This window comes from Variovorax sp. PBL-H6 (genome assembly GCF_901827155.1).
Classification (GTDB): domain Bacteria; phylum Pseudomonadota; class Gammaproteobacteria; order Burkholderiales; family Burkholderiaceae_C; genus Variovorax.
Genome location: NZ_LR594659.1, coordinates 5,903,972 through 5,918,319, shown reverse-complemented (window position 1 = coordinate 5,918,319; position 14,348 = coordinate 5,903,972). Strand labels below are relative to the sequence as shown.

The 14,348-nt window shown below is 67.0% G+C and carries 15 protein-coding genes; 6 read left to right on the top strand and 9 right to left on the bottom strand.

Features of this window, described 5'->3' with window-relative positions; translation table 11 throughout:
* Positions 1–301: 301 nt before the first annotated feature.
* On the bottom strand, positions 302–1,279 hold the full coding sequence (locus tag G3W89_RS27865) for a Bug family tripartite tricarboxylate transporter substrate binding protein (RefSeq protein WP_162577182.1): 978 nt from the start codon (positions 1,277–1,279) through the stop codon (positions 302–304).
* 41 nt (positions 1,280–1,320) lie between these two features.
* A complete protein-coding gene (locus G3W89_RS27860) occupies positions 1,321–2,559 on the bottom strand; it encodes a pyridoxal-phosphate-dependent aminotransferase family protein (RefSeq protein ID WP_162577181.1) in 1,239 nt (412 codons plus the stop codon).
* 121 nt (positions 2,560–2,680) lie between these two features.
* On the opposite strand from G3W89_RS27860, the gene G3W89_RS27855 reads away from it, so the two are divergent.
* Together G3W89_RS27855 and G3W89_RS27850 are read left to right on the top strand one after the other, a co-directional pair.
* On the top strand, positions 2,681–3,379 hold the full coding sequence (locus G3W89_RS27855; RefSeq protein ID WP_162577180.1) for a GntR family transcriptional regulator: 699 nt from the start codon (positions 2,681–2,683) through the stop codon (positions 3,377–3,379).
* Complete coding sequence (locus tag G3W89_RS27850; RefSeq protein ID WP_162577179.1) at positions 3,379–6,423, top strand: FAD-binding and (Fe-S)-binding domain-containing protein; 3,045 nt, start codon at positions 3,379–3,381, stop codon at positions 6,421–6,423. The genes G3W89_RS27855 and G3W89_RS27850 overlap by 1 nt, the downstream gene beginning before the upstream one ends.
* Before the next feature lie 8 nt (positions 6,424–6,431).
* Here the strand turns inward: G3W89_RS27850 and G3W89_RS27845 are convergent, their stop codons facing one another.
* Together G3W89_RS27845 and G3W89_RS27840 are read right to left on the bottom strand one after the other, a co-directional pair.
* Positions 6,432–7,445, bottom strand: a complete 1,014-nt coding sequence (locus G3W89_RS27845) for a methyltransferase (RefSeq protein WP_162577178.1) — start codon at positions 7,443–7,445, stop codon at positions 6,432–6,434.
* 110 nt (positions 7,446–7,555) lie between these two features.
* Entirely contained in the window at positions 7,556–7,987 is a 432-nt protein-coding gene (locus G3W89_RS27840) for a MarR family winged helix-turn-helix transcriptional regulator (protein WP_162577177.1), read from the bottom strand.
* A 274-nt stretch (positions 7,988–8,261) separates the two neighbouring features.
* On the opposite strand from G3W89_RS27840, the gene G3W89_RS27835 reads away from it, so the two are divergent.
* The 3 genes from G3W89_RS27835 to G3W89_RS27825 all read left to right on the top strand — a co-directional run bounded on the left by G3W89_RS27835 (position 8,262) and on the right by G3W89_RS27825 (position 11,006).
* A complete protein-coding gene (locus G3W89_RS27835) occupies positions 8,262–8,750 on the top strand; it encodes a tripartite tricarboxylate transporter TctB family protein (RefSeq protein ID WP_162577176.1) in 489 nt (162 codons plus the stop codon).
* Positions 8,751–8,764: 14 nt separating this feature from the next.
* Positions 8,765–10,279 (top strand): tripartite tricarboxylate transporter permease, encoded by a 1,515-nt coding sequence (locus G3W89_RS27830; protein WP_162577175.1) that lies wholly within the window; start codon positions 8,765–8,767, stop codon positions 10,277–10,279.
* 67 nt (positions 10,280–10,346) lie between these two features.
* Positions 10,347–11,006 (top strand): NUDIX hydrolase, encoded by a 660-nt coding sequence (locus tag G3W89_RS27825; protein WP_162577174.1) that lies wholly within the window; start codon positions 10,347–10,349, stop codon positions 11,004–11,006.
* A 48-nt stretch (positions 11,007–11,054) separates the two neighbouring features.
* Here G3W89_RS27825 and G3W89_RS27820 read toward each other — a convergent pair whose 3' ends face one another.
* The 3 genes from G3W89_RS27820 to G3W89_RS27810 all read right to left on the bottom strand — a co-directional run bounded on the left by G3W89_RS27820 (position 11,055) and on the right by G3W89_RS27810 (position 12,371).
* Positions 11,055–11,240 carry a CsbD family protein gene (locus tag G3W89_RS27820; RefSeq protein ID WP_162577173.1) on the bottom strand — a complete coding sequence of 62 codons (186 nt, stop codon included), beginning with the start codon at positions 11,238–11,240 and terminating at the stop codon, positions 11,055–11,057.
* A 161-nt stretch (positions 11,241–11,401) separates the two neighbouring features.
* On the bottom strand, positions 11,402–11,647 hold the full coding sequence (locus tag G3W89_RS27815; protein WP_162577172.1) for a hypothetical protein: 246 nt from the start codon (positions 11,645–11,647) through the stop codon (positions 11,402–11,404).
* Between the two features lie 76 nt (positions 11,648–11,723).
* Positions 11,724–12,371: a dihydrofolate reductase family protein gene (locus G3W89_RS27810; RefSeq protein WP_162577171.1), complete on the bottom strand. Its 648-nt coding sequence runs from the start codon at positions 12,369–12,371 to the stop codon at positions 11,724–11,726.
* Positions 12,372–12,427: 56 nt separating this feature from the next.
* Between G3W89_RS27810 and G3W89_RS27805 the strand changes: the two genes are divergently transcribed.
* Positions 12,428–12,598, top strand: coding sequence for a helix-turn-helix domain-containing protein (locus tag G3W89_RS27805; RefSeq protein ID WP_232076779.1), 171 nt, complete (start codon positions 12,428–12,430; stop codon positions 12,596–12,598).
* A gap of 5 nt (positions 12,599–12,603) precedes the next feature.
* On the opposite strand, the gene G3W89_RS27800 is transcribed toward G3W89_RS27805, so the two are convergent.
* Together G3W89_RS27800 and G3W89_RS27795 are read right to left on the bottom strand one after the other, a co-directional pair.
* The gene (locus G3W89_RS27800) at positions 12,604–13,440 is read right to left on the bottom strand and encodes a Bug family tripartite tricarboxylate transporter substrate binding protein (RefSeq protein WP_162577170.1); all 837 of its coding nucleotides are present in this window, start codon (positions 13,438–13,440) and stop codon (positions 12,604–12,606) included.
* A gap of 193 nt (positions 13,441–13,633) precedes the next feature.
* The gene (locus G3W89_RS27795; protein WP_162577169.1) at positions 13,634–14,338 is read right to left on the bottom strand and encodes a TetR/AcrR family transcriptional regulator; all 705 of its coding nucleotides are present in this window, start codon (positions 14,336–14,338) and stop codon (positions 13,634–13,636) included.
* Between the last annotated feature and the right edge of the window lie 10 nt (positions 14,339–14,348).

Here is a 14,348-nt window from a genome sequence, read left to right as displayed (position 1 = left end):
GCGATTGAAGGGATTGCATCGCGGGAGGCGACGCAACAAGCCCCGCCCTTTTGTCATCGTGTTGCGCTGCAACACGCCGGTCATGTTCGGCAGTTTGATAGCGGCTTTGTCTGACAAGGCCGGAACGGACTGCGCCGTTCTTCTGAAGCGTGCCCGCCTTCGCCGCCGACTCCGCTGCTCATCGTGGACTTCCACCGAGCCTCGCGCCCTACAGCCACCTCACTCGAAAGAACGTTGCAAGCTACGAGGCTCGCGGCCTTTCATCCATGCCCTGCCTCATGCCCGCTGGCCCTCCGCGCGCTCAGGCGTCCACCTTCACCTTGCCATCCCGCACCACCCGCCCCCACTTCTGGATCTCGGAGGCGATGAACTGCGCGAACTTCTCGCGCGAGCCGCCGCCGTCCTCGGCGCCGTAGGTGTCGAGTCGCTCCTGCACATCGGGCATCGCCAGCACGGCGTTGACGTCGCGGTTGATCTTGTCGGCGATCGCCGTCGGCAGCTTGCCGGGCCCGGCCAGTCCGTACCAGGTGGTGGCCTCGAACCCTTCGAAGCCCTGCTCCTGCATCGTCGGCACGCCCGGATGGCCCTTGGCCCGCTTCAGCCGCGTCTGCGCCACCGCGGTCACCTTGCCGCTCTTCACATGCGGCGTGGCTGCGGTCATGGTCTCGAAGCTGTACTGGATCTGGTTGCCCATCAAGTCCGCGAGCAGCGGGCCGCTGCCCTTGTAAGGCACGTGCAGCGCATCGACCCTGGCCTGCAGCTTGAACATCTCGAGTGCCAGGTGCTGGGCCGAGCCCGCGCCGGCCGATCCGAAGCTCACCTGGCCCGGCTCCGCCGCACACAGCGCGACGATGTCCTTCACCACCAACGCCTTCTGCGCGGGCCCCGCGATCAGCAGGTTGGGCGTCACGCCCACGAGCACGATCGGCACGAAGTCCCGTTCCACGCTGTAGCGCAGCCTGGGCTGCAGGCTCGGCGCCAGTGCGTGGCTGTTGATGTGCGCCATCAGCAGCGTCGAGCCGTCGCTCGGCTGCGTCGACACGTACTCGGCCGCGAGCACCCCGGCCACGCCGCCCTTGTTCTCCACGATCACCGACTGGTTCCACATCGTCGTCAGCTTCTGCGCCACCACCCGCGCCAATGCGTCCGTGCCCCCGCCCGGTGGAAAGCCCACCACGATGCGCACCGGGCCGTTGGGCCATTCCTGCGCGAACACGCGCGGCACGCCGAGCGTGGCCGCCGCAGCGCCTGCTGCCTGGATCAGGGAACGTCTTTGCATGGATGGGTCTCCTGGTTGGGTTGCGTTTCGGCGACCTGGATTCAGGCGGCCTTCTTCAGCGTCGCCGGCGCCGCGTGGCTCGCGAAATGCTCCATCGCCGCCTGCACTCCGCTGCCCGCGAGCTTCACGCCCGTGAGCTTCAGTCCCATCTCCACGCCGGCCACCATCGCCACCAGCGTGAGGTCGTTGCTGTCGCCCAGGTGGCCCATGCGGAACATGCGGCCCTTGAGCTTGCCCAGCCCCGTGCCCAGAGAGAGATCGAAGCGCTCGTGGATGAGCCGCCGCAGTGCATCGGCGTCCACCCCCTCGGGCGTGATCACGCCGGTCAGCACCGGCGAATGCACGGCCGGGTCGGCGCATTGCGTCGGCAGGCCCCACGCCTTCACCGCGGCGCGCACGCCCGCGCCCCAGCGCTGGTGGCGCGCGAACACCTGGGACAGGCCCTCACCCAGCAGCATGTCGAGCGATTCGCTCAGGCCATAGAGCAGGTTGGTGTTGGGCGTGTAGGGCCAGTAGCCGCCCTGGTTCATCTCCACGATCTCGTCCCAGGCCCAGAAGGCCTTCGGCAGCTTCGCGGTCTTGCTGCGCTCCATCGCCTTGGGCGACAGCGCATTGAAGCTGATGCCCGGCGGCAGCATCAGGCCCTTCTGCGAACCGCTGATGGTCACGTCCACGCCCCACTCGTCGTGGCGGTAGTCGGCGCTGGCCAGGCCCGAGATGCTGTCCACCATGAGGAGGGCAGGGTGGCCCGCCGCGTCGATCGCGCGGCGCACGGCCGCGATGTCGGAGGTCACGCCGGTGGAGGTCTCGTTGTGCACCACGCAGACCGCGCGGATCTTTTTCTCCGCGTCATCGCGCAGCCGCGCCTCGATCAGGTCCGCCTGCACCCCATGGCGCCAGCTGCGCGGCAGGCCGGTCTCGTCCACGCCGGGAAGGCTCAGGAACTCGGGCGCCAGGCCCAGGCGCAGCGCCATCTTCTGCCACAGCGTGGCGAAGTGGCCCGTCTCGTACATCAGCACCGCGTCGCCCGGGCTCATCACATTGGCGAGCGCGGCTTCCCAGGCGCCCGTGCCCGAGGCCGGATAGATCACCACCGGGTGCCGGGTCTGGAAGACCTGGCGAATGCCCGCGAGCACCTTCAGGCCCAGCGCTGCGAACTCAGGTCCGCGATGGTCGATGGTGGGCAAGCTCATCGCCCGCAAGATGCGGTCGGGGACCGGGCTCGGTCCGGGGATCTGCAGAAAATGGCGGCCGGTCGGATGAAAGTCGAGTTGCAGCATGGCAGTCCTTTCCTTCAAGTTTTGCATGCAAAATACGCTGGAGCATGATGGATTACCCTGAACCAGCGTTCTTGAGGCCAGTCATTTTTGCATTCAAAATGCAGGCGGAGGAAAACAAGCCATGGCAGAAGTGATCGAGATCTCCCGCTTGGCGCTGCACGACCAAGTGGCCGCGCGCCTGCGCACCATGCTGGTCGAAGGCCATATCGCGCCGGGCGCCAAGCTCAACGAGCGCGAGCTGTGCGAGCAGCTGCGCGTCTCGCGCACACCGCTGCGCGAAGCCATCAAGCTGCTGGCGGCCGAGGGCCTGGTCGACCTGCTGCCCAATCGCGGCGCGGTGGCCGTCAAGCTGACCGAAGCCGACGTGGAGAACACTTTCGAGCTGCTGGCCGCGCTCGAAGGCCTGTCGGGCGAACTGGCGGCACGCCGCATCACCGATCCTGAATTGGCCGAGCTGCGCGCCCTGCACTACGAAATGCTGGCCTGCTTCGCACGCCGCGATCTCTCGGGCTACTACCGCATCAATGCACGCATCCACACCGCCATCAACGATGCCGCCGGCAACCCGGTGCTCACCAGCACCTACCGCGCGATCAATGCGCGCGTGCAGTCGCTGCGCTTTCGCACCAACCAGGACGAGGCCAAGTGGAAGCTCGCGGTGGCCGAGCACGAGCGCATGATCGAGGCGCTCGCCGCCCACGACGCCGCGGTCATGCGCGAGGTGCTGGTCGAGCACCTCGAGCGCAAGCGCGACACGGTGCTCGCGCTGCTGCGCGCCGGCGAGATCTATCCCGAGGCGGCCCAGCAGGGCAAGCGCTGATGCGCATCGATCCCGCCAGCCGCCTGCAGCCCGCCGGCACCGTGCTGCCGCCGAACGAGGTCTGCGCCCAACTCGCGCGCCGCCTCGCGGCCGAGACCGAGGGCGAGGTGCTGTTCGACGATGCCTCGCGCGGCCGCTACGCCACCGACGCGTCGATCTACCAGATCATGCCGGTGGGCGTGCTGGTGCCCAAGACCGAGCGCGACGTCGCCACCGCCATCGACATCGCGCGCGACCTGCAGGTGCCGGTGCTCGCGCGCGGCGGCGGCACCAGCCAGTGCGGCCAGACCACCGGCGCGGCACTGGTGATCGACAACAGCAAGCATCTGCGGCGCGTGCTCGAGCTCGACGTGGCCGAGCGCCGCGTCACCGTCGAGCCGGGGCTGGTGCTGGACCACCTCAACGCGCAGCTCAAGCAGCACGGCCTCTGGTTCCCGGTCGATGTCTCCACCAGCGCCCAGGCCACGCTGGGCGGCATGGCCGGCAACAACTCCTGCGGCTCGCGTTCCATCGCCTACGGCAACATGGTGCACAACGTGCTGGGCGCGAGCGCCTGGTTGTCGGACGGCGAGCTGGTGGACTTCGGCCCGGTCGGCACGCTCGGCACGCGCGCTGCCGGCATCGCGCAGCACGTGCAGCAGCTGGCGCGGCAGCACCGCGCCGACATTGCCGAGCGCTGGCCGAAGGTGATGCGGCGCGTCGCCGGCTACAACCTCGACATCTTCGACAACCAGAGCGAGCGGCCCTACACGGCCGACGGCAGCGTCAACCTCGCGCACCTGCTGGTCGGCGCCGAGGGCACGCTGGCCTGCACCCGCAGCCTGACGCTGCGACTTTCCGAGCTGCCGCGCGCCAAGGTGCTGGGCGTCGTCAACTTCGCGAGCTTTCACGCTGCGATGGATTCGGCCCAGCACATCGTGAAGCTGGGCCCCACCGCCGTCGAGCTGGTCGACCGCACCATGATCGAGCTGAGCCTCGGCAACCCGGCCTTCCGGCCGACGGTGGAGAAGGCCTTGATCGGCAAGCCGGCCGCCATCCTGCTGGTGGAGTTCTCCGGGGACGACCGCGCCAGGCTGCTGCGCCAACTGCAGCAGCTGGTCGAACTCATGGGCGACCTGGGCTTGCCCGACAGCGTCGTGCGCATGCCTGAGGAGGCCGCGCAGAAGGCCCTTTGGGACGTGCGCAAGGCCGGCCTCAACATCATGATGAGCCTCAAGGGGGACGGCAAGCCGGTCAGCTTCATCGAGGACTGTGCCGTGCCGCTGGAGCACCTGGCCGCCTACACCGACGGGCTGACCGAGGTGTTCGCGAAGCACGGCACGCGCGGCACCTGGTATGCGCACGCGTCGGTGGGCACGCTGCACGTGCGGCCCATCCTCGACATGCGCCTCGACGGTGCCGCGAAGATGCGCGCCATCGCCGAGGAAGCCGGCGAACTGGTGCGCAAGTACAGGGGTGCCTTCAGCGGCGAGCACGGCGACGGCCTGTGCCGCGGCGAGTGGATCGAGTGGCAGTTCGGCCCCGCCATCAACGAGGCCTTTCGCGCCATCAAGAACAAGATGGACCCGATCGGCCTGTTCAACCCCGGCAAGATCATCGACCCGCCGAAGATGGACGACGGCGCCCTCTTCCGCTTCGCGCCCGCCTCCGCGCCCCGGCCTTACAAGCGCATCGCCATCACCCCCGTGCTCGACTGGTCCGCCTGGAACGTGCAGGCCGACCCGGTGACCGAGGAGACCACACTGCCCGGCAGCGGCGGCGACGTCACCGGCGGCTTCGCCAAGGCCGTCGAGATGTGCAACAACAACGGCCACTGCCGCAAGTTCGACGCCGGCACCATGTGCCCCAGCTTCCGCGTGACGCGCGACGAGCAGCACCTCACGCGCGGGCGCGCCAACACGCTGCGCCTGGCGCTTTCGGGCCAGCTCGGCCCCGACGCCTTCACCGGCGAGGCCGTTCGCGACGCCATGGACCTGTGCGTCGGCTGCAAGGGCTGCAAGCGCGACTGCCCGACCGGTGTGGACATGGCGAAGATGAAGATCGAGTTCCTCGCTCACTACAAGCGCAAGCACGGCCACACGCTGGCCGAGCGGCTGGTCGCCCACCTGCCGGAGTACCTGCACACCGCCAGCCGCATGCCCTGGCTCTTCAACCTGCGCAACCGCGTGCCCGCCGTCGCCAGGCTGGGCGAGCGGCTGCTCGGGCTGTCGGCCAGGCGCTCGCTGCCGGAGTTCCGCGGCGACACCTTCTGGCGCCAGCGCGAGCCGACGCTCTTCACCAGCCGCGACATGGTCATCGCCGCCGCCATCAGCGGGCGCAAGACCGCAGTGCTCTTCGTCGACACCTTCAACGGCGGCTTCGAGAGCGAGAACGCCTGGGCCGCCGCCCGCGTGCTCAAGGCCGCAGGCTACCTGCTGCACACCGTCGAGAAGGACGGCGGCCACCATTGCTGCGGCCGCACCTACCTGGCCAACGGCATGGTGGACGAGGCCAAGGCGCGTGCCGGCGCATTGGTCGATGCGCTGCTGCCCCTGGCCGAGGAGGGCGTCCCCATCGTCGGCCTGGAGCCCTCCTGCCTGCTGACCCTGCGCGACGAGACCCTGGCGATGGGCCTGGGCGACAAGGCGCAGACCGTCGCGGCCCAGGCGCTGCTGTTCGAGGAATTCATCGCGCGCGAGATGCGCGAGGGCCGCTTCAAGCTGAGGTTCAAGCCCGCCGGCAAGCCCATCCTGCTGCACGGCCACTGCCACCAGAAGGCCTTCGGTGCGGTCAGCCCCATCCTCGAGGTGCTGAAGCGCATTCCCGATGCGAAGCCCGAGCTCATCGAGAGCTCCTGCTGCGGCATGGCCGGGAGTTTCGGCTACGAGGCCTCGCACTACGACGTGTCGATGCGCATGGCCGAGGCCGCCCTGCTGCCCGCGGTGCGCAGCCAGCCCGACGCGATCGTGCTGGCCGACGGCACCAGCTGCCGACACCAGATCGCCGACGGCGCGCAGCGCCAGGCGGTGCATGTGGCGAGGCTTCTGGATGCGCTGATCGTCTGAACGAAAGCTCAGGCCGCCGCGACTGCCTCGAGCACCGAGAAGCCGCCCGCATCGACGACGCGGCCCAGCTTCAGACCGGCTGGTTCGAGCACGGCCTCGAACTCTGCCAGCGTGCGCTCGCGCCCGCCCGGCGCCACCAGCATGTTGAGGTCGGAGAACTTGGCATCCCGCCCTTCGTTCGGCGGCGCGATCACGCGCTCCACGACCAGCACCCGGCTGTGCGTCGCCATTGCCTTGGCCACCGTCGCGAGGATGCGCACCGCGTCGCCGTCATCCCAGTCGTGGATCACGGAGCGCAGCAGGTACGCATCGGCGCCCGCCGGCACCTGCTCGAAGAAGCTGCCCCCGACGACCCGGCAGCGATCGCCCATGCCGGCGACAACCAGCTGCGCCTGGGCCCGTGCGACCACCTCGGGCAGGTCCATCAAGGTTCCCTGCAGCTCCGGATGCGCCAACAGCACCGCCGCCAGCAGCGCGCCGTTGCCGCCACCCACATCGACGATGCTGCGCAGCCCCGAGAAGTCGCAGGCGGCGAGCATTGCCGCGCTGGCCCGCTTCGACAGGGCCGTCATCGCGCGATCGAAAAGCGCGCCGTTCTCCGGATGCGCCGCGCGGTAGTCCCAGACCCCCTGCCCGTGCGCGTGGACGAAGGCGTTCTCTCCGGTGCGCACGCCATACAGCAGCCCCGACCAGGCCTGCCAATACGCGGAGCTGCCGATGAACGCCGCCCACCCGGCCATCGAGCCCTCCGCATCCGAGCGCAGCGTTTGGCCCATCGGCGCGAGCGTGAAGCGCTGCGCATCGCCTTCGTGCAGCACCTCCACGCTCGCCAGCGCGCGCAGCAGGCGATAGAGCGTCGGCGCGTGCGTGCCGGTGGAAGCCGCCAGTTCGTCGGCGCTGCGCTCACCCTCGGCCAGCAGGTCGGCGATGCCCAGCGTCGCCGCGACGTGCAGCGCCTGGGACACCTGGTAGCCCTCGATCATGCGGCGCAGCGCCAGGGCCGGACTCGGATCGTTCTGCATAGGCGTCCCTCTGCGAGTGGGCGTGTGTGGAGCCGGCCATTGTGTGCTTCTTGGTTGAAATGCGCGATACCGCCTGACGGGAGCGCCATGCGCCTGCCCCGCCGCCCACCCTAACCCTCGTCGGCCTCGCCGCCGATCTCGCTCGCGAGCCGTACCGCCTCCGCCAGGTGCGACAGCTCCAGCGCGTGCTGCCGCGCAAGCTGCGCCAGTACATGACGTCCCTTCGGCAGCAGGTGCACCTCCACCAGCCGCCGGTCGACGGTGCTGGGCTGGCGCCTGACCAGGCCCGCCTCCTCGCAGCGTGACACCAGGGCCACGACGCCATGCGGCTGCGCCTGCAGGCGCTCGGCGATTTCGCTGATCGAGGCCCATTCGCGGCCCGGGAAGCCTTGCGTGTGCAGCATCACCTGGTACTGCTGCACGGTGACGCCGGCATCGCGCGCCGCGTCCTCGCTGAATCGCAGGAAGCTGCGCAGTCGATGCCTGAATGCCGACAGCGCCTCCAGGCGCAGCTTCGATGCGCTCTGCTCGTTATTGGACATGTTCTCTTCTTCTGCTGGAAGTCCCCGCAATGTAGCAAGACACCGGGCTCGCGTGCCGGCGCGGCGCGACTCCGGCCCCAGGGTAATCCCTCATGATGTGAGGTAAAAAACCTCATAACATGACGCAATTCGATCGCGGCGCCGTCGACGGGCCTGCATCTGCATGCGGCCTTGGCACCGCCTCTGCACACGCGGCGCTCGCGCTACGCATGGCCGACCGGCCTCGCCCGGACGGCGGTCGTATCCCCTTTCCAGATCCTTCGAAAGCACACTCATGAAAATCAGGAGTCAGCGAGACTTCTTCTCAGGCTTGATGTTCGCTGGTGTCGGCGCCGCGTTCGCGATCGGCGCCACGAACTACAACATCGGCACGGGCGCCCGCATGGGCCCTGGCTACTTCCCGCTCATGCTCGGCGTGCTGCTGGTCGTGCTGGGCCTCGGTGTGATCTTCGGTTCCATCACCATCCGAACTGCGGACGGCGACCCGATTGGCCGCATTGCCTGGAAGCCGCTGCTGCTCATCATCGGCGCCAACCTGGTCTTCGGCATCCTGCTGGGCGGCTTGCCGAGCATCGGCCTGCCCGCGCTGGGCCTCGTCGTCGCGATCTACGCACTGGTCGTGGTCGCGAGCCTGGCGGGTTCCACCTTCCACATGAAATCGGCACTGATCCTGTCCACGGTGCTGGCGATCGGCAGCTATGTGACCTTCATCCTCGGCCTGAGCCTGCAGTTCCAGGTCTGGCCCACCTTCATCACGGGCTGAGGACCCGCATCATCATGGAACTCATCGAACATCTCGCGCTCGGCTTCGGCCATGCGGTCACGCTGCAGAATTTGATCTACGCGTTCGTCGGCTGCCTGCTCGGCACGCTGATCGGCGTGCTCCCGGGCATCGGCCCGGTCGCCACCATCGCCATGCTGCTGCCGGCCACCTACGCGCTGCCGCCCGTGGCCGCGCTCATCATGCTGGCAGGCATCTACTACGGCTCGCAGTACGGCGGCTCCACCACCGCCATCCTGGTCAACCTGCCGGGTGAGTCATCGTCCGTCGTCACGGTGATCGACGGCCACCAGATGGCCAAGCAGGGCAGGGGAGGAGCCGCGCTCGCGGCGGCCGGCCTGGGCTCCTTCTTCGCCGGCTGCGTGGGCACGCTGATCCTGGCCGCCTTCGCGCCGCCGCTGACCGAGCTGGCCTTCAAGTTCGGCCCGGCCGAGTACTTCTCGCTGATGGTGCTGGGCCTGATCGGCGCCGTGGTGCTGGCCTCGGGCTCGCTGCTCAAGGCGATCTGCATGATCGTGCTGGGCCTGCTCATCGGCCTGATCGGTACCGACGTGAACTCGGGCGTGGCGCGCTACAGCTTCGACATTCCGGAGCTCACCGACGGCATCAGCTTCATCGCGATTGCGATGGGTGTGTTCGGCTATGGCGAAATCATCTCCAACCTTGCGCAGCCGGAGCACGAGCGCGAGGTCTTCACCGCCAAGCTGCAGGGCCTGTGGCCGACCAGGGAAGACTTCAGGAACATGCTGCCCGCGGTGCTGCGTGGCACCGCCCTCGGCTGCTCGCTGGGCATCCTGCCGGGCGGTGGCTCCTTGCTGTCGGCATTTGCCTCGTACACGCTGGAGAAGAAGCTCAGGCTCCGTCCCGGCGAGATCCCCTTCGGCAAGGGCAACATCCGCGGCGTGGCCGGCCCCGAGTCGGCCAACAACGCCGGCGCGCAGACCTCCTTCATCCCGCTGCTCACCCTCGGCATCCCGGGCAACCCGGTGATGGCGCTGATGGTCGGCGCGATGACCATCCACAACATCCAGCCCGGCCCGCAGGTGATGACCAGCAACCCCGAGCTGTTCTGGGGGCTGATCGCCTCGATGTGGATCGGCAACCTGATGCTGATCATCCTGAACCTGCCGCTGATCGGCATCTGGATCAAGCTGCTGTCGATTCCTTACCGCTGGCTGTTCCCGGCCATCGTGCTGTTCTGCGCGATCGGCGTGTACTCGACCAACAACAACACCTTCGACGTCTGGATGGTGGGGCTGTTCGGCATCATCGGCTACGCCTTCAACAAGCTCGGCTGCGAGCCCGCACCGCTGCTGCTCGGCCTGATCCTCGGGCCGATGATGGAGGAGAACCTGCGGCGCGCGCTCCTGCTGTCGCGCGGCGAGTGGAGCGTCCTCGTCACGCGGCCCATCTCGGCCGGCCTGCTCGTCGCCGCCGCCCTGTTGCTCGTCATCGTGCTGATGCCCGCGGTGAGGTCCAAGCGCGAAGAGGCCTTCGTCGAGGAAGGCTGAAGGTCTTTGCACCCTCTCCCTTGGAGGGGGGGCTGGGTTGGGGCACGAGCGCGCAGATAATTTCTCGATGCAGCTCGACGAAACCCTGCGTGCCTCGATCGCCCAACGCCTTCGCCAGTTCGAGCTGCAGGCGCTTTCCGCGCCCGGCTCGCGGCGCGCCGCCGTCGCATTGGCGATCGTCGAGGAAGGCTTCGGCGCCGCGCTGCCCGGCATCCTCGCGCCAGCCGCGTGGAGCGGCCAGGCGGCTTTGCTCCTCACCCGACGCCCCTCGCACATGCGCAACCATGCCAGCCAGTGGGCACTGCCCGGCGGAAGCATCGACGGCGATGAAACACCGGAGCAGGCGGCATTGCGCGAGTTGCATGAAGAAGTCGGGCTGCAACTCGGCGCGGCCACGGTCCTCGGCCGCCTCGACGACTTCGTGACGCGCTCCGGTTTCGCCATCACGCCGATCGTCGTCTGGGCCGGCGCCGCGCGCGATCTGGTGCCGAGCGAAGCCGAGGTCGCAAGCATCCACCGCATCCCGATCGCCGAATTCATGCGCGCCGATGCGCCCCTGCTCGACGCCATCGACGACAGCGTGCACCCGGTGCTGCGGATGCCTGTTGGCGACACCTGGATCGCCGCGCCTACTGCAGCCTTCCTGTACCAGTTCCGGGAGCTGTGCATCGCCGGACGGGCGACGCGCGTCGCGCATTACGAGCAGCCGTTGTTCGCGCGCAAGTAGCCGGGGACGCGCCCCGAACGCCTCCCCGCCTGCCGACGCCCTGCCCGCTCAGGGCTTTTTCGTGATGGTCTTGGCCGCTTCCTTCACGTCCCCAACCTTCTTCTGGACAGCCCCGCCCGCCTTGTCAGCGGCGCCTTCGCTCTGCAACCTTTCATTGCCCACTGCCTTGCCTGCCGCTTCCTTCACGCTTCCCTTGGCTTTCTCGAGGCCGCCTTGGACTTGATCCTTGTTCATCAGTTTCTCCTTCAAAGTGTCGCCGCGGGTGCTGCTGCACCCCCGTGCCACTGCCATCTGGCAGCACGCGATATGTCGACTTCCTCAAAGGCACGAACCGAACTACTTTGCCTCGTCCTTCTGTAGTACACGCCTGACTTCTCGCGGCGAATTGCGCGGATCTACGTGCGCCGATACATCGCCCACTTGAAAGTCAAGATGTCTGCGGCGATCTTCGCAGCGTTGACCCCGGCATACGGTTCGGAAGGGTCGAACTGGAATGCCTCTTGATAGCGGACGATGTCCGCGTAATCCTTGTCGAACACCATCGGGCCCGTCAGCTCGGCCGGGTCCACCCCAGCCGGAATGGCCAGGAATTTTTCTGGATTGGTAGCACTCTGGTAGAGGTCGACGCTCAACAGGTTCATACATCAGTCCTCGGATCGGTCTTCGATATCGCACGAATGATTGCCGGCCGCCGCGCCGCGCGCAATCGGCGCAGGCCTACATGGCGTTCCTCGCGAACTTCAGGTGAACCACGTTCGGAGCCGTGACCGCTTTCATCATCGCGAGCGCGTGCAGGGCTTCGACGCCGTCGAACAGGCGCTCCCCACTGCCAAGCAGCTTCGGAACCAGGTGAAGCTGCATCTCGTCGACCAGGCCGGCTTTCAGGTATTGCTGCGCAGCGCGCGCCCCGCCTGCCAGCGAGACGTCTTTTCCACCTGCCGCGCGCCGGGCCTGATCCAATGCACTTTCGATCCCGTCGGTCACGAAGGTGAAGCTCGTGCCGCCCTCCAGGATCAACGGGTCGCGCGCGTGATGCGTCAGCACGAACACGGGGTGACGAAACGGCGGATTCCGGCCCCACCAGCCCTCCCAGGGATCCGTCTTGCTCCACGGGCCCGGACCGCCACCGAACATGTTGCGGCCCATGATGGTCGCGCCCAGGTTCGCGAGTTCCTCTTCCATGACCGGCGTGCTCTCGTTGACCACGCCACCCTCCATCCCATGGGGGCGCCGCCAAGCCTCCAGCGGGAATACCCATTCGTGCAGTTGCTCGCCGCCGGTGCCCAGTGGCTGCTGCAAGCTCTGGTTCGGGCCGGCGACGAACCCGTCCAGAGACACGGAGATCCTCAATCGGAGCTTTGACATGCTGTTCACCTGTTAGTGCGGAGCAGCGAGTCTAGGAGCTGCTAATTCGCGCGGCAATGACGATGAAGCCGCGCTCGAAACCGCCAACGAAAGAGAAGACCCAAGTTGCCTTTGGCGCGGCCGTCCGAGCCCGGCGCGAAGCCCTGTCGCTGACTCAAGAGCAACTCGCCGAGCTTGCAGAACTGCATACGAACTACGTGAGTTCGGTCGAGCATCAGTCGATGTGAAGCAATCAGTTCGCTGTGATTCCCAGCGCCTTCACCAGCGGACCAAAGCGCGCTCGGTCCACGGCCATCAGTTCATCCAACACGGATGGCAACCCAGGCGTGACCGTCAGGCCGAACTCCGCCAAGCGCTTCGACACGTCTGCCTGGCCCAGCGCCTTGTTGATCTCGGTGTTCAGCCTTAGCACGACGTCGGCGGACGTCGATGCAGGGGCGAACATCCCGAACCAAACGGAGATGTCGAGATCGGGATGTGACTCCTTGAACTCTGGAAGATTGGGGAACACTTCCTTGGCCGCGGGTCCGCTGGTTGCCAAGGCGACAACGTTGCCTGCTTTTACCTGCGGCATAGCCTCCGCCATGCTCACGATGACAGCGTTCACGTCTCCACCCATGAGGCCTTGAAGCGCCAGGGATGTTCCCTTGTACGGAACGTGCGTCAACTGCAGACCGAGGCGGCTGGCGACCAACTCCATGGCCATGTGAGAGGGATGCCCAGGGCCCCCACTGCCGAAGTTGATCGCTTTCGGCTTGGCCTTCGCCATCTGGACAAATTCGGTCAGCGATTTTGCGTTCATCGCAGGGCTGACCAGCAGCACCAGAGTGGCCTTGCCCAGCAGCGCGACGGAGCGGAAGTTCTTGGTCGGGTCATAAGGCAACTTCGGAAACACGAAGGGATTCACGACCATCACTGCGTCCGGTGCCACAAGAAGGGTGTGGCCGTCGCCTTGTGACTTTGCGACGTAGTCGGCCGCAATGCCACCGCTGGCCCCTGCGCGGTTGTCGACGATGCTGGGCTGGCCCAAGGCATCGCCAAGCTTTTGAGCCATGAGCCTGGCGATCACGTCTCCGAGCGCTCCCGGCGGACTTCCCACGACCACCTTGATGGGTCGCGAAGAATGTGGCTGGGCCCACACCGGCAGGTTGACCGTGGCGGCCACGCCCGCAGCAAGTACTTGCAAGAGGGCTGCTCGGCGGCCTTGAAATTGGGTAAGGGAAGCGGTCATGAGGTCTCCATTGGCGTGGATGTCGCAGTGCTCAAGCAGCGTTGTTCTTGCGGGCCGTTCGCTTCGGGGCACCGAGAGGGCGACGGGACTGGGTGTCCGAAGCGCGAGGCCCTGATGAAAGTAGAAGCATTGCCTCGGCCATGCGCATCCACGAATCCATCAGGTGCTGGAACTCTTCGTCCTGTCCTGCGATGAGTTGTCGGACGCCAAACCCGCGCGCTATCGCGAAGGTCAGCCGAACGACGTCCTTGGCCTGACGTTCAGGATGACCTGCCGCCACCAGGGCGTCCAGCCACGCTTGCTCTACCGGCAGGCGGTAAAGCTGCGCCAGTCGCTTGACATCGCTCCCCAGCGTGGAACTCGGATCCACCATCATCAAGTCGAGCGAGAGAAGGAAGTCGTCGCCCAGAAAAAACTCGCGACTATCCGAGACGAGTTGCTCAAGCAAGGTGCCGGGGGCGGAACGACCGACCGCGATGCGTTCGAGCGCGCGCTGCTGGGTTCGTCGATAGACCTCCTCCAGCGCTTGCAGAACCAGCATGTCCTTCGAAGGAAAGTGGTGGGTCTGGGCTCCTTTCGACACGCCTGCCTGCTCGGCTACGTCTGCTGTCCGAAAGCTTGCGTAGCGCTTCTTCTTCAACAGGTCGATCGCACCGTCGATCAGCTTGCGCTGTGTTGACATGGTGCGCTCGGCTTGCGTACGACGCGGGCGTGCGGGAACGAGCGGTTTGGCCATGGGTCGTGTA